Genomic DNA, 20337 nt, shown 5'->3' on the forward strand with positions numbered 1-20337 from the left:
TATTCAGGCTCCTAGGTTCATCTGGTGATACAGATGGTCCACTCTATTAAGCGGTGGACAGCGCTTCATACGACCTCATGTCGCACGCCCCGTTATTATTTTCGTGAGCGTATTTAACGCTGGTCGTATATTGGGATTATTTCTATATAGTGAGCAACCATTTACTCAAAGTTTAACTAGCCATGTAGGTATTGAGCTGGTGATAACACTGAGTTTAGCTATTTGTGCCATTTCTGAATTTTTACGTTCTATCCGACATGCCAAATCAAAGTGTGCAGGTAGCGCTTGTTTACGTCTTGATTAGCAAGTTATTTCAAACTTTCTGTTCAATAAATTTTATATTCATTGTTTACTTACCAAGGTAAAATCGAGCCGTCATAACTATAAAATTTACCAGTATCACTCGCACTGGTATCACGGATGATACGGCTTAAACAATCGGCTACATATTCAGCAGTAAATAGTTTTCCCTCTGGCACATTACGCTGAAAACGCTTGGATAACTCTGTGTCAGTGGTACCAGGGTGAAACACCAATACGCAGGTATTGGCCAGCTTGAAGCGCCATTCGATACTGATGGTTTTCATTGCCATATTGAGCGCAGCTTTTGAGCTTCTATAGCTCACCCAGCCCCCAAGACGATTATCTTCTATACTGCCAATTTTGGCGGAAACAGTCACAAAGTGGCTGGTGGTTTTCGATTTCAGGTGTTCGGCAAAGTAGCTTGCGAGTAATAAACTCGGAGTGACATTGATAACAATATTTTTATTGAAAAAGTTGCTATCAAACTCTTTAACGCTTTTCTCTGGGTTATGTTCGCCATCATGCAGCATACCTACTGCATTAACTAATAAGCTCAGCTTTGGTAAAAGCTTAGCAAGCTCTTCAATGTCACTTTCTACCGTGACATTCACCTTGTACCAAACCAGTTTAGGGTGATTAAGTGCAGGCTTATTTGTGCGATAGGTGGCAAATACGTTTGCCGTATTTGTCGCTAAATAATGTTCTACCAGTGCCAAGCCTATGCCACCAGAGCCGCCTACTACCAATACATTCACGTTTGTTGTCCTTACAAAGTTACTGATGTCGTGACTTTAAAGAAATACGGAGATTGGAGGCTGAGGGATCAACTCAGTCTCCATGATGTATTAGCGTGACTGTTAACTTTAGGCGCTGGTGGAGCGCTTTTATTGATTATCTGGTTACTCAGCTTCTGAGGCGATAACAGCTTTAATACCGTGAGAGTGAACCTTTACGCAAAGGCCATCTTTCTTAAAGGCGATTGTAGGGTTGAGTAAGCGCTCTTTATCCCCTTGTGGTGAGCTTAGCTTCACTTTGATATCAGTTTGTCCCGCTAATACAGGTGCTAGCTGTGGTGCTTGTTCAAGCAGGGATTGGGTTAGCATGTCGCAATTATTAGCGCCGCAATCGAGCACAAGCTCTATATGCTCCCAGCCCTCCTTTGGATAAGCTTTTTCGCCAGGGTAAGGCAGTTCAACACATTCAATAGTATTGGTACCCATCAAAAGTGGCGTGTTTAGCTCAATAATTAAAATTGGGCGGCCATTAATCATGTTGTCTGAAATAATCGTGCCGACGTTAGCGAAGTCTTGTCTAAGCTGGTCAGCGCTTGCATTCGTATTCACTCTTAAGGCGCTATGATCACATTCTAGTGTTAGCTTATCTAAGCCTAACTCTTGAGTAAACGCTTGTATACGCTGGCTAAATACCGGCCAGCTATTGATTAATTCTTGGTATGTCATGGGTGAGCCTTAATGCTAAAAGGGCGTGGAGAATGATGGTAAAATATTAAAAAATCCGATAAATATGACTTGCAAAGAGGCCAATTATGGCCAGATTTCAATAGGTGTGCCTGCATCAATCATTTGCCAAAGTTCATCCATTTCGGCGTTAGTCACAGCGATACAACCGTCGGTCCAGTTATACATTTGTGCTTCTTCTGGTGACAGGCTGGAATTGGGATTCTCGCCGTGGATCATAATCTGTCCACCTGGGCTAATGCCTAACGCATTGGCACGTAATCTGTCTTCATCGTTAGGGTAAGAGATATGGATCGCCCGGTAATATGCGCTATCAGATTTTTTATAATCTAATATGTAGCGACCTTCTGGAGTTCGTTGGTCACCTTCGGTGAGCTTATGGCCTACAGGGCTATCGCCCATAGCAATGCGGTAGGTTTTAAGCACTTTACCTTGACGCAACACTTTCATGCTGGATTCTGACTTTGTGACAACGACTAAATCTATCTTTGGGCTTGCCCAAGCACAATTGGAGAATAAACCGCTGACGGTCAATAGAATTAAGCTAAGTGATAGAGCTAAAAAGCGCATGAAAAAACCTTGCTGACAGACGAACTAGCGATAAATGAATAATGGCATATTACCTTAAAAAACCGCTGCTGTTGACGGCAAAGGGTAAGATTATTTTTGAGCTCTGATCTTTTGCGTGTCACACTATTAGCATTATTGATTTTAAAACATTGATCCGTCGACTGAAGTCGGCGAGAGCAAACATCACTTTTTTGTAAGGAGTTGCTGCAACAATGGCAACAGAGAAAGATTTAGAAAGCCAATTTAAACTTAAGTTACGTCGGGTGATTTTTGGCACTGATACTCCCGCAGGGCGCTACTTTGACCTCAGTTTGATGGTGTGCATTGTATTAAGTGTGGCGTTAGTTTTTCTTGATACAGTGGCGCGTGTTCACGCGAAATATGGCGATATTATCGTGATGCTGGAGTGGGGCTTTACCTTTATTTTTACGATAGAGTACATTCTTAGGCTCTATTGTTCGGCTAAGCCGCTCAGTTACGCGAGAAGTTTTTATGGCGTAGTTGACCTTTTATCGGTATTACCAACGTATTTGGCACTGCTGTTCCCGGGTGCTAACTTCACTATGGTTATTAGGGTCTTGCGCTTATTCAGGATCTTTAGAGTATTAAAGCTGCTGCGTTATTTAAGTGAAGGTAATCTGTTATTGCGAGCCATGCTGCAATCAGGGCGTAAGGTGTTTATCTTCTTTTTCTCTGTTAGCCTGATCGTGGTTGTTCTGAGCGCCGTAATGTATGTGGTTGAAGGGCCGAATAATGGTTTTACTTCAATCCCCAAGTCTATTTATTGGACAATCGTCACCATTACCACTGTAGGGTATGGCGATATCACACCGGGTACGCCATTAGGTCAGGCGATAGCAGCATTTACCATGTTGTTAGGTTATTCAATTATTGCGATACCAACCGGTATTTTGACCGCAGAAATATCGCAAGAAATTGGCCGTACAAGAGATTTAAGACGTTGCAGTAACTGTTTAAAAGTTGGTCATGAAAACAACGCATTGTATTGCGATCATTGCGGCAGCGAATTAGAGAGTGAATTGTAAATCACTTACATGTGTTGAATGTATTTAGTTAAAGGACTAGCCAAAGGCTAAGAGGTGTTATGGCGGTAGCCAAGTTTGTACAGGGATCGATTTTACGACATATATTAGTGATGAGCTCTACCGCTGCAGTGGGGATCTCAGCGCTGTTCGTGGTCGACTTATTAGATATTTTCTTCCTTAGTTTATTAGGTGAGTTAGAGCTCGCGGCTGCGGTCGGTTATGCGGGCACGATTTCATTTTTCACCACCTCAATTGGTATCGGGTTATCTATTGCGCTAGGGGCTTTAGTGTCTCGCTCTATTGGCGCTAAAGAAACGAAAAAAGCGAAACGATTACTGCTTAACAGTTTGGTGGTGACCTTACTGATGAGCATTTTAGTTGCGATTACCGTTTATCTGTTTATCCCTGATTTATTAAAGTTAGTCGGCGCCACCGGTAAAACCGCTGAGCTGGCTGAAAGCTATCTTAATATCTTGGTGCCATCACTACCGCTTATTTGCTTAGCAATGGCGTTAGGCAGCGCACTAAGGGCAGTGGGCGATGCCAAGTTGTCTATGGTATCGACCTTAATTGGTGGCGGTGTTAACGCCGTATTTGACCCGATATTTATCTTTATGTTCGCTATGGGCATTGAAGGGGCTGCGGTTGCGTCGGTGATGGCACGTTTTGCGGTATTTGCTGTCGCTGCAAAAGGGGGGGTGGTTAAGCACAATTTACTTGGCCGTTTTAACTTTGATCATTTTGTTGAAGATTTAAAACCTATTTTTGCTATTGCAGGTCCTGCAATGCTAACTAACGTGGCAACACCAATTGGTAATGCGGTGGTTACCCGCGCTATTGCCGATTTTGGTGACAGTTACGTGGCTGGTTGGGCGGTACTTGGCCGATTAATTCCGGTGTCATTTGGGATGATTTTCGCCTTATCTGGCGCAGTGGGTCCTATTGTTGGGCAAAACTTTGGCGCGTTGGAATTTGAGCGAGTGAAAGAGTCGCTCACCCGAGCCATTCAATTTTGTGCCGTATACGTCATCGCAGTGTCTTTACTGCTGTTTCTTACTCGCCATCAAATTGTCAGTGTGTTTGATATGAAAGGTGATGCGGCAGAGTTAATCTTATTCTTCTGTTCGTATATCGCAGTGTTTTTTGTTTTTTCAGGGATTTTATTTGTCGCTAATGCTTCCTTTAACAATTTAGGCAAGGCCAAATATTCAACCTTATTTAACGTGGGTAAAGCCACTTTGGGCACTATCCCTTTTGTGTATTTTGGCGCCCAATGGGGTGGAGTATATGGAGTGCTTGTTGGCCAAGCAATAGGCTCGATTATCTTTGGTGTATTGGGTGTCGTGGTGGCTTATCGACTAGTCGATAAAGTGCAAAATATGGCGACAGGTAGTGTGTCTGCAAGTGAGTTGCGCGAGAGCGTCACACAAGCGGAAGATAAGACAGAGTTTGATGAGGAATTAAGCTTAAGTAGTCAAAATCCCATGTCATCATCATGCGCTAACATGGCAATGGTGAATGAAGAGCAAGATTGCGTTGCGAGTAATAAAGTGGCTGAGCTTATTGGTACAGACGAGAAAGCGTCAACCAAGTAAGCTCAATCTAACGAAGCGCATAGTGATGCAAAAGAGTGAGTTGGCTTGAGGTCAACTCGCTAACCGTAAAATGGGCTAGCTTGCAGGTGTTGCTTTTTCTTCGTTTGTTTCTGCAGGATCAGCCGCTGAAAGGTCAGCTTCTGCGGTGCCTTCTGTTGCAAGTAATGCTTGCTCAGCGGCTTCAGCCTCTAGTTTCGCTTGCTGTTCAGCACGCTCTGCTTTAGACACATATTTTTTGATCGTAGGCGCAGTGTGCTTATTAAGGCGAGCCTTGGCACGTTTAGCGGTCTTTTTGATCATCTTCTGTTTTCTGTTCATGAGTTCTCTACGATATGTCGTCTATAGTATGACAATTGTGGCACATTAGGCGCCAAGCTAGAAATCGGATGCGGATTTTACCCTAAACGCGCCGCTATCGCTACCGTCGTGTTTATTACAACTTGATTACTTTTTAAGGAGTGAGGTTAGCGTAAAAATGATGTACCGCAGATTACTAACAGATTAAAATGGCTTCAAAGCATCAATAGTGGTGCAGCCATGAGTTATTGCAGTATGAATCCACCAAACAGTATTACTTTTTTCAGCCGATTTGAAGCCGATATTTTAGCCGGTAAAAAAACCATTACCCTGCGTGATGAGTCTGAGTCTTTCTATCAAGCGGGCCAGCGTGTGAGCGTGTCTAATTTAGAAGATGGTCGCTGTTATGGTGAGCTTGATATCCTCTCTATTAGCCGCGTGGCTTTTGATGACTTAAATGACACCCACGCAGAGCAAGAAAATATGAGTTTAGCTGAGCTTAAGACCTTAATTAGGCAAATTTATCCTGGTATTGAAGCGCTGTACTTAATTCACTTTAAGTTAGTCTAATTCACTTTAAGTTAGTTTAATGCAATTTAAATGGGTTTAATTCTTTGTAAACTCATTTAGTTCAACTTCTTAGTCGTTATTTTTTCACTAAGTTATTTTAGTGTGCGGTTATTCAAAACTCTGGTTTTTGAATAACGATAGTTCATGCAAAACCTCAAAGCAGACAGTAGACTTGTGTTATTCAACTGAATAATACGGTCTATGTCGCTGATGACAACGGAGCACTCTGTCGAGGCTAAAGGGGTCATTTTTAGATTGTTTGAGCCAATCGCTGAACTGACTCCCATGCCACATAAATTATTAGAAGGATGGGGAGAGCTTGATCCACAAATGCTGAAAATGTCGTTACTGAGCTTAATGATTTTCCCCTTTGTCATGCCAATTCCAATGGCAAAACTACATGGTTATCAACTTAATGAAGAATTTTATCAACAATTGGCCAAGCACAATATTGCGCTGCTCGAAAACGGGATCTGTGGAGGAAAGCGCTAATGTCTAGTTTTAAAGGTAAGCGCTGGTATTTTTTCCCTGCATTGGCAGTTGGCTTTGTGGTGCTGATTTTAGTGGTTAAGTTACGCAGTCATCCGCCGCTAGAGTTACAGTCAGAGCCGAGCAAGCTGGTTGAAGTGACTACACTTAAGCAGGTCCCGGTTATTGCTCAAGTTGATGCGTTTGGTCGAGTGAGTCCTAAAACTCAGTGGCAGTTGTTACCCGAAGTGGGCGGACGAGTGGTGTATAAGCACCCTGATCTAGCAGTGGGAAAAATCCTCGCTAAAGACACTTTATTATTATCTATTGACCCACTTGATTACCAAATTCGCCTGTCTCAAGCACAAGCAGATCGTAAAGCCCTTGAAGGTCAGCTTGCCGGTAAAGCGTTGCAACTTAAAAATCTACAGTTATCGCTTGAGATTGAAAATAATCGCTACGACTTAGTTAAATCAGATTTAAAGCGTAAAGAGACATTACGTAAGCAAAATTTGATTTCGCAATCAGAACTTGATGGTGAAAGGCAAAATCTATTAGCGCAGCAGCAAAAACTGCAAGAATTAGATAACAGCTTAAATCTAATGCCGAATGAAACTGACATTCTGAAGGCGCAGTTACAGCAAGCTATTGCCCGAGAACAAGAAGCCCTGAGTCAGCTAACTAAGACAGAAATTAGATTACCTTTTGAAGGCCGTGTGGCCGAAGTGAATGTTGAAGCCAGCCAAGTGGTGTCGCCACAGCAAATTCTTGCGCGTATTAATGGCATTGAGACCATGGAAGTTGAAGCGCAGGTCTCGCTAGGCGATGTGATGACATTAATGAAAACCGTTAATCAACCGCAAGCAGAAAAGGGGCAACTGCCTCGCGCTGAAGCGTTAGGGCTAACAGCTGAAATCACTCTTAAAGGCGCGACATATTCATTTAACTGGCCGGCAGCAATTAATCGTATTGGCGAAACCGTTGATCCAACGCTTGCGACGGTAAGTGTGGTTTTGCAGGTAGAGCAAGAGTATCGCGAGCTTAAAATTGGTCAGTCACCACCGCTGGTTAATGGCATGTTTGTTAGCGCTCGGATCAAAGGCGGCGAGCGTAACTACTGGATGGTGGCAGAGCGTGCATTACATGGCGATAAACTGTATATCATGAATCAAGATAACCGATTGCAAGTTATTGATGTACAAGTGCTATTCCGTCAAGAAGGCCAAGCTGCTGTACAAGGTGCGTTAGTTGAAGGCATGCAGTTAGTACTGACCGATCTTATTCCAGCAGTTAATGGCATGGCGCTGCGCACTAAAAGTAATGATGTTAGCGATTCAGAGCCTGCAAATGGGGAGATGCAGCCGTGATCGGTTTTTTTGTTCGCCATCCAACCGCAACAACGCTGTTGATGTTAGCGTTTATTGTGCTAGGTATTAAAGCGTTACCCGAGCTTAAACGTGAAACATTTCCCGAGTTTTCAAAAAACTACATTAGTGCTCAAGTTGTACTTCCAGGTGCGTCGCCGCAAGATGTAGAAGAAAACCTCTGCCTGAGAATGGAAGATGCGGTAGACAGTCTCGGCAGCATTACTGAAACCAAATGTGATGCGCTAGAAGGCGTGGCACGCATGACATTAAAGCTTGAAGATAATGCCGACCTTGGGCGTAGCTTGGTTGACGTGCAAACTAAAATTTCGGCGATTAAAGATTTCCCGGCTGAAATTGAGCCGCCAATTGTTGAGGAGCTAGACTTTAACGAACGCATTATCGACATCGCAGTATCAGCCTCTACCAGCAAACCAGAGCTTAAAGCTTATGCCGAGGACTTAAAACGTCGCTTAAAGTTAGATACCAGTATTAGCCAAGTTGAGATTGCTGGCTTTTCTCAACATCAATTATTGGTAGAAGTCTCACTCGGTGCAATCAAGCGCTTAGGTATGAGCGTTGCTGATGTAGCTAATCAAATTGAGCAACAAAACGTGCAGCTGCCGAGCGGAACGGTGGAAACGGCCAGTAAGAATATATTAATTCGGTTCGATCAACGTGAAGTTGAGCCTGAGCGTCTGGGTAATATTGTGATCCGCTCAAATGCCCAAGGTGGCTTAGTGCGGCTGCGAGATATTGCCACCATCACAGATAGGTTTGAGTTAGACGAAGAAAGTATTCGCTTTGATGGCGAACAAGCCGCCATTTTGACAGTGTTTAAGAATAAATCGCAAGATTCACTGCGCCTTAAAGAGGAGGTGATCGGCTTTTTAGATGCAGAAAAACTGCGTACGCCAAACGGTATCACCATCAGTACCTCTAATGATTTGAGCTCACTATTGTGGGATCGCTTAACCATGCTGATTAAAAATGGCTGGCAAGGTGTAGTGTTAGTCTTTTTGTGCATGTGGTTATTTTTTAGTTTGCGTTACTCATTCTGGGTGGCAATGGGTTTACCTGTTGCCTTTATGGGTAGCTTGTTCTTTATGGCACAAGTTGGATTAACCATTAACATTATGACGCTGGTGGCATTTTTAATGGCTATCGGCATCATGATGGATGACGCCATTGTGATTGCCGAATCGATTGCGGCGCATATTGAGCGGGGTATGAACAAGGCTGATGCCGTTATTCAAGGGGTAAAGCGAGTGCTACCGGGCGTAGTGTCATCGTTTTTAACCACAGTATTTATCTTTTCCAGTATCGCTTTTATGGAAGGCGATATGGGTAAAGTACTTAGAGTGATCCCGCAAACCTTGCTGCTTATTTTAACCGTGAGTTTAGTGGAAGCCTTTTTGATTTTACCAAATCACTTAGCCCATGCTGCTAAAGGCAAAGCGCGTAAAACCAGCCGCTTTAAACAAAAGTTTAATCAAAATTTTGAACACTTTAGAACGGTGCAATTGGTAGCAGCAGTTGAATGGGTGATTAATTGGCGTTATGTGTTTATGGGCTCAGTGATAAGCCTGCTACTTATCTCAATTTCGTTAGCTGCGGGGGGCGCGGTGAAATTTATCGGTTTCCCAGAGCTTGATGGCGATGTTGCTGAAGCGCGAATTATATTGCCGCCGGGATCAACGCTTGAACAAACTGAGTTTGTGGTTAATCGGGTGGTGAGTGTCGCGCGCGAGCTGGATGATAAATACAGCCAAAAAGAAGACAACCAAAGACTTATTCAACACATTACCGAGCGGTTTAACTTTAACGCTGATGCCGGAGAAAGCGGCGCTCACGTGGCAACGGTTAAGATTGATTTATTGAGCGCAGAGATCCGCCAGACGCTAATCAATACTTTTATCCGCGAATGGCAGCAAGGCGTGGGAGAGCTGGTTGATCCAATTGCGATTGTTTACAAGCAAGGCGCAATGGGGCCAGCTGGCCGCGCGATTGAAATTCGGGTACGCGGTGACGATTTAGACGAGCTAAAATCTGCGTCAATTGAAGTGCAGCAATATTTGCAGGGCTTTAATGGCGTGTCGGGTGTGATGGACAGCATGCGTCCGGGTAAAGCCGAAATCTTGATGACCTTAAAACCGGGAGCGGAAGCTTTTGGGGTTAACGGTATGATGCTCGCCAGTCAGCTTCGCGGTGCGTATTTCCATCAAACTGCTGATAACATTCAAGTGGGGCCTGAGAGCATTCAAATTGATGTGCAGCTGGATAAAGTCGATGCCGCCAAGCTTGAAAACCTGGCTAACTTCCCTATTACCATTGGCAGTGCTGGTGAGCAGGTGCCGTTATCGGCGGTAGCTGATTTTAAATGGCAGCGAAATTACGTCAAAATTTCCCGTCTAGACGGTATGCGGTTCGTTACTATTACCGGCGAAGTGGATACTCACTTAGCTAATGCCAGCGAGATTAATAAGGCCTTTAGAGACGAGTTATTACCTGAGCTTAAACAGCGTTACCCAGGGATTAGAGTAAGCTACGAGGGCGAAGTTAAAGAGAGTGCTACCACTCAAAACTCAATGGCGAGTGGCTTTATTGTTGGCTTATTAGCGGTATTTGCCATCTTAAGTTTGCAGTTTAAAAGCTACATTGAACCATTAGTGGTGATGGCGGTTATTCCGCTTGGTCTGATTGGCGTACTCTGGGGGCATTTGTTGCTTGGTTACTCTATGAGTATGCCATCAATACTCGGCTTTGTGGCGCTGGCAGGGGTTGTGGTAAATGACTCTATTTTGTTGGTGCAATATATTCGTTACCACGTAGAAGAGGGCCAATCGGTGCATGAGGCGGTAGTGAGTGCTAGCAAAGAGCGTTTTAGAGCGGTGTTTATTACCTCGCTCACCACAGCTGCAGGTATGTTACCGCTGTTACTTGAGACCAGTATTCAAGCGCAGGTACTGCAACCTCTTGTGGTGTCTATGGTGTTCGGTATTTTTGCATCAACCGCACTGGTACTGTTTATGGTGCCAGCCTGCTACGCAATTTTAGAAGACTTTGGCAAGGTGAGTTTTAGTAAAAAAGACGAAGCAATAAAAGCTTAATTTTGAGTACTCACTGAGTATTCCCCTGAGTAAGCCGATAGATAGAACAAAGGCGCTAACTGCAAAAGTTAGCGCCTTTTTTATAGTTAATCTGCAATCAGCGGGTTTTAGCTACGTAACCGCTGTTGCTTTATTATATTTTAGTGCTTTATTACATTTTGCTGAGCATATTGAGTGTAATGGCGACAGAGTTATCCGCGGTAGTTTGTTTAGCATCTTCATAGGTCAAATGGGCTGAGCCATCGGCTTTGTCAGAGATGGTGCGAATAACAACTAGCGGAATTTTAAACATATCGGTCACTTGCGCAACCGCAGCGCCTTCCATCTCAACGGCGATAGCATTGAATTCCTTAAGTAGCATGCTCACTGCGGCTTTGTCGGCAATAAACTGATCACCTGTTGCGATAATGCCTGAGTGAACACGCGCTTTACCCACAGATTCCTCTGCAGCGTTAAGTGCTAATGTTTGTAACTTTTTATCGGCATAGAATAAGCGGTCATCATAGCCATCAAGTTGACCTTTTGGCGCGCCAAAGGCGGTTAAGTCGACGTCGTGCTGCACCAGTGCCGTTGAAATTACCACATCAGCAACGTTGAGCTCAGCTCCCGCTGCGCCGGCAATACCGGTGAAGATAATACTGTTTACATTAAACTGGTGAATCAACACATAAGTGGTTATCGCGGCATTGACTTTACCCACACCAGAGCGGGCTACAACCACAGGTTTACCTTGGATAAAGCCAGTGTAATAAGTATTTTTGGCTACAGTATGAGTTTGGCGCTGATTAATTTCAGGTAGTAGCTTTTCTATTTCAGCATCCATAGCGCCTAAAATGGCGATAGGTTGTGAGCTAACAGCGGTATCTGCAGGTTTTGCTTGAGTATTAATAGTCATAAGTGATGAAAGTAACGTGATAATGACAGCAGCTGTGCGCATCTTAGTGGCATTCCAGAGAGTTTAGATGCGCGCATCATAATCACATCAAGATATAGAGTAAATCATTAACTATTTGGGTTTTGCTTAGCCTTACTTTGGCAGCAGAGGCTGGTAATAGCGGCATTTATGGCAGGTTAATGCCTGCTGGGCCATCGTTTATGGCTTAGCTATGGCTTAAAAAATCATCCAATAAGTCGCTATGTTAGCTCCATGGGTTTGAATTAATAGGAGCCAAAACTAGAAATTGAACCCACAGACTAATCAATGGATTTAAGCTATTCAAGAATCAAATTTAGCTCGATCCGCATCATTGGCGCCGTCATTACATTCACCGCGTATTGTGCCGCGATCGATCTGAATACTGCGATAAAGTTCGATATAACCATCGCGACAATAGCCATTCATTTTTATTGTTTGCTGCAACCCAAGCTCAATTTGGGCTGTCCAGCCACTGAGATCCGGGCCTTGATATCCTCGTTTTGAGCGCGAACGTTTTATTTGGCTCGAACGGACTTCGTGAGGGAGTGCTTTTGTTTGTGATTGGTTAGTAGTTAGTGCTGCTCGATAAGTAAATAGCTTAAGGCCATTACTTTTTATGTCCGTTCTAAAAGAGTCACTCACTTGTCCTGCAAACTCTTGCGGATCGATATCGTCAGGGCTAGTCGTGCATCCACTTAATAAGAGTAGGCTAAAAGCACAAAAACAGGCGCTTTGTCGGCGAAATGCATTAATTTGGCGATAGAGCTTATTGGATTCTACAAAGCGAGTGCTAAAAGTTTGTCTATTAACTATCATCATTTTTATTCTAATTTTAATATCAGGTTTCGATCTTTAGCGTCAGCATAACGTATATTGAAGTAAGTTAGCAGTGTGATTACAGGATTTTACAGTTAATGGGCGAAAGTGTTATTGGTTTTATTCATAGTCTATTGAGTGGCATTGATTGGGCGTTTTCAGTGGGTGATTACGTGGCAAGTATCGTGTTGGTTTTATGGTTTTATGGCTTTGGGCTCTATGGCCTAAAGCGGAGCTGGCTAAGCTTATAAAGAATTCTGCTCAACAGACGCACATATTAATTGTTACTGTGAGCTTAACAGGGCTTTGGTTGCTGAATGCCAGTATGACCCCAGGGATCCATGTGCATTTTCTAGGGATCGTTGTACTACTGCTAATGTTCGGTTGGCGTATGGCAAGTTTGATTGCCTTATTGCCGACACTCTTTTTTGCCGTATTTGTATTTAAACAACCGAGTGAGTTTGCTATCTATGCGTTACTTGGGGTTTGTTTACCGATTTTTTGTTGCTTTTTAATCTACAGTCAAATGTTTAAGTATCTGCCACACCACTTGTTTATCTATATCTTTTGTGGCGCTTTTCTCAATGGTTTTTTATCGATAATGTTTCATATTCTTGCATGGTCGATTTGGCTAACAGCCACAACTGACTATAGTTGGGAGTTCCTAAGCCATAATTACTTAGTGCTTATCCCTTTGCTGGGGTTTCCCGAAGCGTTGCTTAACGGCATGGCGATAACCTTGTTAGTGGTTTATCGCCCCGACTGGTTATATGACTATTCTGATAGAACCTACCTTTGGAAGAAGTGACACTCCATTCAGCTGCGTCCAGCCTTGTATTTAGGGTATTCATCGACAATGGTTAACCACTTTAACTGACTATTAGTATAGATATGATAGTTCGGGCTAATTGAGCTTGGATCATCAAGGCTACTAATGCTTAATGTGAGGTAGTCTGGGTAGCGTAAATCACGAAAGCTGATTTGAGTGCCGCAGTGCTGGCAAAACCCCCGCCTTACATGTTCAGATGAGGCATATTCTTTTGGCTGCTGATTAAGCCAGTTAACTTGTTCACGTTTAAAGTCCATCCAAGCGCCCACCACTGACCCCGTGCTTTTTTGACATTGGCGACAATGACACAAGTCTGCGTCAAACGGCACCGCATTAACTTGATATTGAATTGCACCGCAAAGACAGCTGCCGTTGAGTAAGGGGAGAGATGGCATGTTGACTCCTGTTTTAGGTTAAATTGAAACGCATTTTTTTTGCGATAAGTCATTGATATAAATCTATCATGCCCGAGTAATTTTTAGCCAACGACCGTTAATTTGGACTGGGCATAATATTTATTCAAAACAGCTATTCATTACTGCTATTTATTCATAACAGCTAGGCTTTGAGTTCACGCTTGGACCAAGCGATTGTATTGCAGTGTATAACGTAATTCGCAGTACCCGCAGCCAACTGGCAATTGTTGAAAGAGCATTGGATTATTTATTAGAAGATAAAGGTACTTTTTTTTATAAAAAGACCTTTGTCGCAAAAGAAGTGCTTAGCGCGTAGACGTCAGGGAAAAAGTTAAAGGTTGTTCGCTTGTAGCGGTACCAAAGTGGTGTGAGCTTTAAACAGGCTCAAGCGTTTATTTCATAGCTTGGAGTTTAGTTAACAGCCTTGAAAACGGCCTCGCTTTAGTGGTAGCCGTGGGTGAGGCTAATAGCCTTGAACAAAGCTAACACTGCAAAGCTAAATATAGATCTGAACTAAACTACTAAATCAAATAAAAACCTAACTCAAATTCGTGTGTTTTCTAACAAAGCTTAAATTATCAGCTGTTTTAATATTTTAGAGTAGCGTTAAACTCTGAATTTATTAATAAATAGATGGTTTAATGTTAGTTAGTTGGGTTTGGGTTACTTCTTGTCTTCTTGGGTGTTACCCTTTTCTAACATTTATTTTTTTAAATTAAGGATTGTATTTTTTATTGGTCTATTTTTTGATGATTATTCAGTTAATGAGTGATAATTGTCACTATTTCTCTGAGGTGGTGATAAGTCCTTCGTTAATCACATTAATTGACTCAACTGGGTGTTATTGTGCTGCAAAGAATCAAAGTGGTCGTTATTCCACTTAATATAAAAAGTCTGGGATGGAGCTAGGGTGTTGAACATAAAGAAAAAGTTTTATAAAAATATCGGATTCCAAGTGGTTGTTGCCATGGTTTTAGGCGCAATCGTTGGTATGGTGATGGGACATGATGCCTCTATATTTGCTCCGCTAGGGACGTTTTTCATTCACTTAATTAAAATGTTAGTGATCCCGTTAGTTGCCGTTTCAATTATTGCTGGTGCTGCAAGCTTAGGTGCGGGCCCGTCAGCAGGTAAAGTCGGTATTGGTACTATCGCTTTCTTCATGGCGACATCAGCATTGGCAGTGACCTTAGCGCTAGTGATGGGCGAATTTTTCCAGCCAGGCGTCGGCATGGACTTTTCACAACATACTGCTGGTCTCGCTGCGGTAACGGCTGAGCAGGGCGCACTGCCAGGTGTGGCTGACACCATTATTGGTATGATCCCAACTAACGTATTTGAAGCACTGACAGGCGGCAATATTTTACAGATCTTAGTATTCTGTATCTTCTTTGGTATCGCACTGACTAAAGTGAATCAAGAAGCGGCTAAGCCAATTACTTCTGCACTGAATACAATCGTTGAAGCCTTCATTTGGATGATCAACATCGTAATGCTAATTGCCCCTATTGGTGTATTTGGTTTGATGGCTGATTCTGTTGGTACTTTCGGCTTCCAGTCACTGACAGTGGTGCTAAACCTATTCGTGGTTTATGTTGCTGCAATCTTGATTTATGGCTTTATCTTCTTCCCACTGATGGTGAAGTTCTTCTCTAATGTGCCAGTTGGTAAATTCCTGTCGGCAATGAAGAAGCCACAAGCATTGGCTATGTCTACTGCTTCATCTATGGCTGCGCTGCCAGTTAACATCGAAGTGTGTGAGAAAGAGCTAGGCGTTTCTAAGTCGACTGCTGCATTCGTATTGCCATTAGGCGCTACGATTAACATGAGTGGTAACGCGATTTATTACGGTCTAGTAGCGGTATTTTTTGCGCAAATGTTCAATGTTGAGCTAGGTCTTGCGGCTTATGTGGCGATCATCTTCACCTCGACATTAGGCGCAATTGGTCAAGCTGGTGTACCAGGTCCATCATTCCTTGTTATTGCGGTATTAGTGGCGGCAGGTATTCCAATTGAAGGCCTACCACTGTTGTTTGCTCTAGACCGTGTGTTTGACATGATCAGAACAACGCTAAACATTACGGGTGATGCAGTTTGTGCTGTGGTGATTGATAAATTCAATCCAGAGACAGAGATCCCTGTTGAGCCAGCTGCAGTGAGCATTAAAAGTTAAGCACTAAAATTTCAGCATTAAACGTTAACTCGTTACGCTGAGAAACATTAAATCCTCCGTTCAAGTCATTTGAATGGGGGATTTTTTTTAGCGACTTTTCCTTGAGTCGCTAATAGCGTTTGCTACTCTGACTTGCTATAAGAGCTTGCTACAAGAACTCAGCATAACAACTCGGTTATGGAAACTGTGTCACTGTATAACAGTTTCGAAAGCCTCCCTGCCTAATTAACAATATCAGAGTGATAGCAGAGCGCCGTTTTTGAACCGAGTGTGGCTATAATTTGGTATTCTTTTTTTACTCATCTACCATTTACTAGCGTAAAGTCGTCATTTTATTAGCCTAAGTAGATGTTCTACTTGTCGCTCTTTAGCACTTTGTTACCCATGCTAATAGTGCTATTTCTGCTTAACCTGTTCTCGTTGTCGCACGTCGGCTATCGACTGTTAAACTGCTTTGTTTTGTGATGTTTCGCACCGTTTTGTATGAATGGTGCACTGCGTTGTTTTGTCCGGGGGGATGTGGGGCGGCTGTCACGCATGATTTTGAGTCGCCGCGCTCACAAATAAAGCGTATTGTTCAAGGATGCTACAGTCTTGCTTGAGTAATTATTATTTGTTGTTTTACATCAAAAAAATCCGAGTTTGATCGAACAGAATTCAAGTTATTGGCGTTTTATAGCAATAGTTCTGATAAATCCGTTATTTGACCTGTGTCATGCTAATGTGAACTCTGACTCTACCCTTGTTTAGGAGGAGACTGATACATGGCTAAGTGTTTGTTGAATAAAGAATTAAATTAATATATTTCTGTTGGTGAGTTGTTGCTGCAATCTTGGGTTGCTGGATATCGCTATTTACGTATTAAAACTACATAAAGCGGTATTTATTCAATCAGTTCTATGTCTATGTCACATAAAAGGTGCCGATAGCGTAACTTTATGTCGGTAACTTACAATTTTGGCCGGAAAGTGTGAAGTCTAACTCGGAATATTAGTTAACAAAGATTTACTATTGGGCATCCAAACTTTTAACGGTTGATTTTAGTGATGGCAGGTTTCTCAAACCAAGTTATAACAATCAAAAAGGGCTTAAATGTGCCCATAGCCGGCGCACCTAAACAAGTGATTAATGACACTAAGTCATCGACACATGTTGCCTTATTGGGTGAAGAATATATTGGCTTAAAGCCAACTATGCTGGTTGAAGAGGGTGACATTGTCCAAAAGGGCCAAGCGCTTTTTGAAGACAAGAAAACCCCCGGTGTCATTTATACCGCTCCCGCGAGTGGCAAGATCGTTGCTATTAACCGCGGCGAACGCAGACTATTCCAATCAATCGTTATTGAATGCAATGATGATGCGCCTAAAACCTTTGCACCTTGCAAAGCGTTTAACGAGTTAAGCCGAGAAGATGTTCAAGCCAAGTTAGTAGAAAGTGGCCTTTGGACAGCATTACGTACGCGTCCTTTCTCTAAAGTGCCTCAATTAAATACATCGCCTGCTGGCATCTTTGTAAGCGCAATGGATACCAATCCATTGGCGGCTGAGCCTAGATTGGTTATTGCTGAGCAAACTGAAGCATTTGCCGCTGGTTTACAAATTCTAAGCCTACTGACCGACGGTAAAGTACATTTATGTCAGGAGGCAGGTGAGTCTTTACCTGGCCACGATCTTGCCAAAGTGAGCAACCATTTCTTTGCGGGTGTGCATCCTGCGGGCATTGTGGGTACCCATATTCATTTCGTCTTACCTGCAAGTCTAGAGCGCCCTGTGTGGCACCTTGGATATCAAGACGTTATTGCCTACGGCAAACTATTTTTAACTGGTGAGCTTTATACCGACCGTGTTGTGGCGTTAGCTGGTCCTGATGTGATTAATCCACGTCTTATCCGCGTTCAAGCGGGGGCAAAGCTATCAGAAGTGGTTGCTGGCGAGTTAAAAGAGGGCAATTCACGTGTGGTGTCTGGTTCAGTATTATCGGGTCACACTGCAAAAGGGCCTCATGATTTCTTAGGTCGCTTTAATAACCAAATTAGTGTGTTGCAAGAAGATGCTAAACATCAAGTGCTTCCTTGGGTACGTGGTGGTTCGCAAAAGTTCTCTATTACGCGTGCGGTAACGTCACGTTTAAAAGGCGCTAAGCAACTATTTGATTTTACCACTCACACAGGTGGTTCAGCTCGCGCCATGATGGCATTTGGTCAGCTTGATCGGGTGATGCCACTTGATATCTTACCGACCTTACTCGTTAGAGACTTAGTGGTTCGTGATACGGATGAGGCGCAGCAACTTGGTGCACTAGAGCTAGATGAAGAAGATTTAGCACTGTGTACGTTTGTTTGCCCTGGCAAGTACGACTTCGGTAAAGAGTTACGTGCTTGTTTAGAGATTATTGAGAGGGAAGGGTAATGAGTCAGCAAGATAAAAAGCCTGATATCCAAGAAGATTATTATGCGCCGGGCAGTTCAGTTAAGGGCTATTTAAGTTCATTACTGATTGCTCGTGGCCGCAGCACTCAAGGCAAAGTCCATATTCGTGACGCCATTGATGTTAAACGTACCATGACTATTGTCGGCTTATGTTTATTGCCAGCCATTTTGTTTGGTATGTACAACATCGGCCTGCAAGCACAAATTGCCGTGGCTTCAGGTTTAGCTACCGCTGATGTTTGGCAGCTAGCGATTTTTAACTTTGTCTTTGGTGGCTTGAGTGAACAAACCGGTATTGTGGGTTTATTTGCTTATGGTCTGAGCTTTTATGCACCTATCTACCTAACTGCGTTGGCGGTTAGCCTGTTTTGGGAAATGGTATTTGCCAAGGTGCGTGGCCAAGAGTTGCATGAAGGTTTCTTTGTTACCGCATTATTGTTCACCCTGATTTTACCTGTATCAACGCCGCTGTGGCTGGTGGCTATGGGTATAACCTTTGGCGTGATCATGGCAAAAGAAGTATTTGGTGGCATGGGCTACAACTTCTTAAACCCTGCGTTAGCCGGTTTAGCCTTTATCTACTTTGCTTACCCGTCACAGGTGACAGCGGTAAGTCAGTTAGTTGCGGTTGATGGATTTTCTGGCGCAACCACCTTAATGCAAACGGCGGCAGGCAAGGTCAGCTTTGCTGATTACGCTTGGTTTAATGCCTTTAGTGACCCTAACTGGTGGAATGCGTTCTTTGGTTTTACCGTGGGTGCGATTGGTGAAACCAGTACGCTGGCATTATTGATTGGTGGTGGCTTGCTTATTCTTACCCGTTTAGCTGACTGGCGCATTGTTGCTGGCGTGCTGTTTGGCATGATCTTAACCGCCACAATGTTCAATGTGATTGGTTCAAGCAAAAACGATATGTTCGCAATGCCTTGGACATGGCACTTGGTCACCGGTGGTTTTGCTCTGGGTATGATGTTTATGGCAACCGATCCGGTAACCACTTCATACACTCGCAAAGGCAAAGTGGCTTACGGTTTGCTGATTGGTTTTATGACAGTGCTTATTCGTGTGGTTAACCCGAAAATGCCAGAAGGCATTATGCTGGCGATTTTATTTGCCAACCTATGGGCACCAATTTTCGATTACCTGGTGGCGAAAGCAAACATCAAGCGGAGACTAAAACGCCATGGCAATTAAGAAAGATTCTTTTGTGGGCACCATGATTTTCACGGTGACCTTATGTCTATTGTGCTCATTTATGATCACAGGTACTGCCGAAGTATTGAAAGAGCGCAAGTTAGTTAAGAAGCGTGATGAGTTGATGCGTAACGTGCTGATTGCTGCTGATGTTGATCTAAGCGGTCAAGACTTTAGAGCTTTGTTCAAAAAAGACGTTAAGCCGCTTTTAGTTTCAATCGACACGGGTGAAGCCGTTAGTGATGCGACTGTGATGGATTTTGACCCGCGCATGGCGTCAATTAACCCTGAAACATCAATCAAGCTTGAGAAAAAGCAAGATAAAGCCAAAATCAAAACCCGTGCTAATCAAGTGCGTGTGTTTAAAGTTTTTGACGATAGCGGCAAGTTAACCAGCGTAGTGTTACCGATTTACGGTAAAGGCTTATGGTCGATGGTTTACGGCTATGTTGCGCTTAAACCTGATTTGAACACCATCGAAAACGTTGTGTTTTATGAGCACGGTGAGACCCCTGGTATTGGTGATTTCCTTAACGATACTGAGTGGACCAACCAATGGCATAACAAGCAGATCTTTGACGACAAAGGCAAAGTTGCTTTTAAAGTGGTTAAAGGTGGAGCTAAAGAAGACGATATTCACGGTATTGACGCTGTGAGCGGCGCAACCATGACTGGACGCGGCGTACAACGTTCGATTCAGTTCTGGTTTGGCAGTGAAGGTTTCGAAGCTTTCTTCAAAAAATTAAAAGCGTCGGAGGTATAAC

The 20337-nt window shown here is 43.3% G+C and carries 19 protein-coding genes; 12 read left to right on the forward strand and 7 right to left on the reverse strand.

Going from position 1 to position 20337, the window contains the following annotated elements; genetic code table 11:
• Window positions 1–353: 353 nt before the first annotated feature.
• The 3 genes from L2748_RS10835 to L2748_RS10845 all read right to left on the reverse strand — a co-directional run bounded on the left by L2748_RS10835 (window position 354) and on the right by L2748_RS10845 (window position 2351).
• Window positions 354–1058: an SDR family NAD(P)-dependent oxidoreductase gene (locus L2748_RS10835; protein ID WP_220782823.1), complete on the reverse strand. Its 705-nt coding sequence runs from the start codon at window positions 1056–1058 to the stop codon at window positions 354–356.
• A 144-nt stretch (window positions 1059–1202) separates the two neighbouring features.
• A complete protein-coding gene (locus tag L2748_RS10840; protein WP_220782824.1) occupies window positions 1203–1763 on the reverse strand; it encodes a VOC family protein in 561 nt (186 codons plus the stop codon).
• Between the two features lie 84 nt (window positions 1764–1847).
• On the reverse strand, window positions 1848–2351 hold the full coding sequence (locus L2748_RS10845; protein ID WP_220782825.1) for a L,D-transpeptidase family protein: 504 nt from the start codon (window positions 2349–2351) through the stop codon (window positions 1848–1850).
• A 212-nt stretch (window positions 2352–2563) separates the two neighbouring features.
• Between L2748_RS10845 and L2748_RS10850 the strand changes: the two genes are divergently transcribed.
• Both L2748_RS10850 and L2748_RS10855 read left to right on the forward strand, forming a co-directional pair.
• Window positions 2564–3397: an ion transporter gene (locus tag L2748_RS10850; RefSeq protein WP_220782826.1), complete on the forward strand. Its 834-nt coding sequence runs from the start codon at window positions 2564–2566 to the stop codon at window positions 3395–3397.
• A 59-nt stretch (window positions 3398–3456) separates the two neighbouring features.
• Window positions 3457–4992: an MATE family efflux transporter gene (locus tag L2748_RS10855; RefSeq protein WP_220782827.1), complete on the forward strand. Its 1536-nt coding sequence runs from the start codon at window positions 3457–3459 to the stop codon at window positions 4990–4992.
• Between the two features lie 75 nt (window positions 4993–5067).
• Here L2748_RS10855 and L2748_RS10860 read toward each other — a convergent pair whose 3' ends face one another.
• A complete protein-coding gene (locus tag L2748_RS10860) occupies window positions 5068–5310 on the reverse strand; it encodes a DUF2986 domain-containing protein (RefSeq protein ID WP_220782828.1) in 243 nt (80 codons plus the stop codon).
• A 234-nt stretch (window positions 5311–5544) separates the two neighbouring features.
• On the opposite strand from L2748_RS10860, the gene yqfB reads away from it, so the two are divergent.
• From yqfB to L2748_RS10880, 4 genes are all read left to right on the forward strand, one after another.
• Window positions 5545–5859, forward strand: a complete 315-nt coding sequence (gene yqfB / locus L2748_RS10865) for a N(4)-acetylcytidine aminohydrolase (protein WP_220782836.1) — start codon at window positions 5545–5547, stop codon at window positions 5857–5859.
• Between the two features lie 210 nt (window positions 5860–6069).
• Window positions 6070–6351 carry a hypothetical protein gene (locus tag L2748_RS10870; protein WP_220782829.1) on the forward strand — a complete coding sequence of 94 codons (282 nt, stop codon included), beginning with the start codon at window positions 6070–6072 and terminating at the stop codon, window positions 6349–6351.
• Window positions 6351–7694: an efflux RND transporter periplasmic adaptor subunit gene (locus tag L2748_RS10875; protein ID WP_220782830.1), complete on the forward strand. Its 1344-nt coding sequence runs from the start codon at window positions 6351–6353 to the stop codon at window positions 7692–7694. The genes L2748_RS10870 and L2748_RS10875 overlap by 1 nt, the downstream gene beginning before the upstream one ends.
• Complete coding sequence (locus tag L2748_RS10880; RefSeq protein ID WP_220782831.1) at window positions 7691–10801, forward strand: efflux RND transporter permease subunit; 3111 nt, start codon at window positions 7691–7693, stop codon at window positions 10799–10801. The genes L2748_RS10875 and L2748_RS10880 overlap by 4 nt, the downstream gene beginning before the upstream one ends.
• Before the next feature lie 151 nt (window positions 10802–10952).
• Here L2748_RS10880 and L2748_RS10885 read toward each other — a convergent pair whose 3' ends face one another.
• Both L2748_RS10885 and L2748_RS10890 read right to left on the reverse strand, forming a co-directional pair.
• Window positions 10953–11738 carry a 5'-methylthioadenosine/adenosylhomocysteine nucleosidase gene (locus L2748_RS10885; protein WP_220782832.1) on the reverse strand — a complete coding sequence of 262 codons (786 nt, stop codon included), beginning with the start codon at window positions 11736–11738 and terminating at the stop codon, window positions 10953–10955.
• A gap of 279 nt (window positions 11739–12017) precedes the next feature.
• Window positions 12018–12536, reverse strand: coding sequence for a hypothetical protein (locus tag L2748_RS10890; protein ID WP_246616249.1), 519 nt, complete (start codon window positions 12534–12536; stop codon window positions 12018–12020).
• A gap of 193 nt (window positions 12537–12729) precedes the next feature.
• Between L2748_RS10890 and L2748_RS10895 the strand changes: the two genes are divergently transcribed.
• Complete coding sequence (locus L2748_RS10895; protein WP_220782833.1) at window positions 12730–13341, forward strand: energy-coupling factor ABC transporter permease; 612 nt, start codon at window positions 12730–12732, stop codon at window positions 13339–13341.
• 8 nt (window positions 13342–13349) lie between these two features.
• Here L2748_RS10895 and L2748_RS10900 read toward each other — a convergent pair whose 3' ends face one another.
• Window positions 13350–13757 carry a GFA family protein gene (locus tag L2748_RS10900; RefSeq protein ID WP_220782834.1) on the reverse strand — a complete coding sequence of 136 codons (408 nt, stop codon included), beginning with the start codon at window positions 13755–13757 and terminating at the stop codon, window positions 13350–13352.
• 205 nt (window positions 13758–13962) lie between these two features.
• Between L2748_RS10900 and L2748_RS24445 the strand changes: the two genes are divergently transcribed.
• From L2748_RS24445 to L2748_RS10920, 5 genes are all read left to right on the forward strand, one after another.
• Window positions 13963–14094 carry a hypothetical protein gene (locus L2748_RS24445; RefSeq protein WP_276516340.1) on the forward strand — a complete coding sequence of 44 codons (132 nt, stop codon included), beginning with the start codon at window positions 13963–13965 and terminating at the stop codon, window positions 14092–14094.
• Window positions 14095–14688: 594 nt separating this feature from the next.
• Window positions 14689–15951, forward strand: coding sequence for a dicarboxylate/amino acid:cation symporter (locus tag L2748_RS10905; protein ID WP_220782835.1), 1263 nt, complete (start codon window positions 14689–14691; stop codon window positions 15949–15951).
• A gap of 1046 nt (window positions 15952–16997) precedes the next feature.
• Entirely contained in the window at window positions 16998–18359 is a 1362-nt protein-coding gene (locus L2748_RS10910; protein WP_220782345.1) for a Na(+)-translocating NADH-quinone reductase subunit A, read from the forward strand.
• Window positions 18359–19573 (forward strand): NADH:ubiquinone reductase (Na(+)-transporting) subunit B, encoded by a 1215-nt coding sequence (locus tag L2748_RS10915; protein WP_220782344.1) that lies wholly within the window; start codon window positions 18359–18361, stop codon window positions 19571–19573. Before L2748_RS10910 ends, L2748_RS10915 begins: the two co-directional genes overlap by 1 nt.
• The gene (locus tag L2748_RS10920; RefSeq protein WP_220782343.1) at window positions 19563–20336 is read left to right on the forward strand and encodes a Na(+)-translocating NADH-quinone reductase subunit C; all 774 of its coding nucleotides are present in this window, start codon (window positions 19563–19565) and stop codon (window positions 20334–20336) included. The genes L2748_RS10915 and L2748_RS10920 overlap by 11 nt, the downstream gene beginning before the upstream one ends.
• The last annotated feature ends 1 nt before the right edge of the window (window position 20337 follow it).

Source organism: Shewanella sairae (assembly GCF_023283535.1).
Taxonomy (GTDB): domain Bacteria; phylum Pseudomonadota; class Gammaproteobacteria; order Enterobacterales; family Shewanellaceae; genus Shewanella; species Shewanella sairae.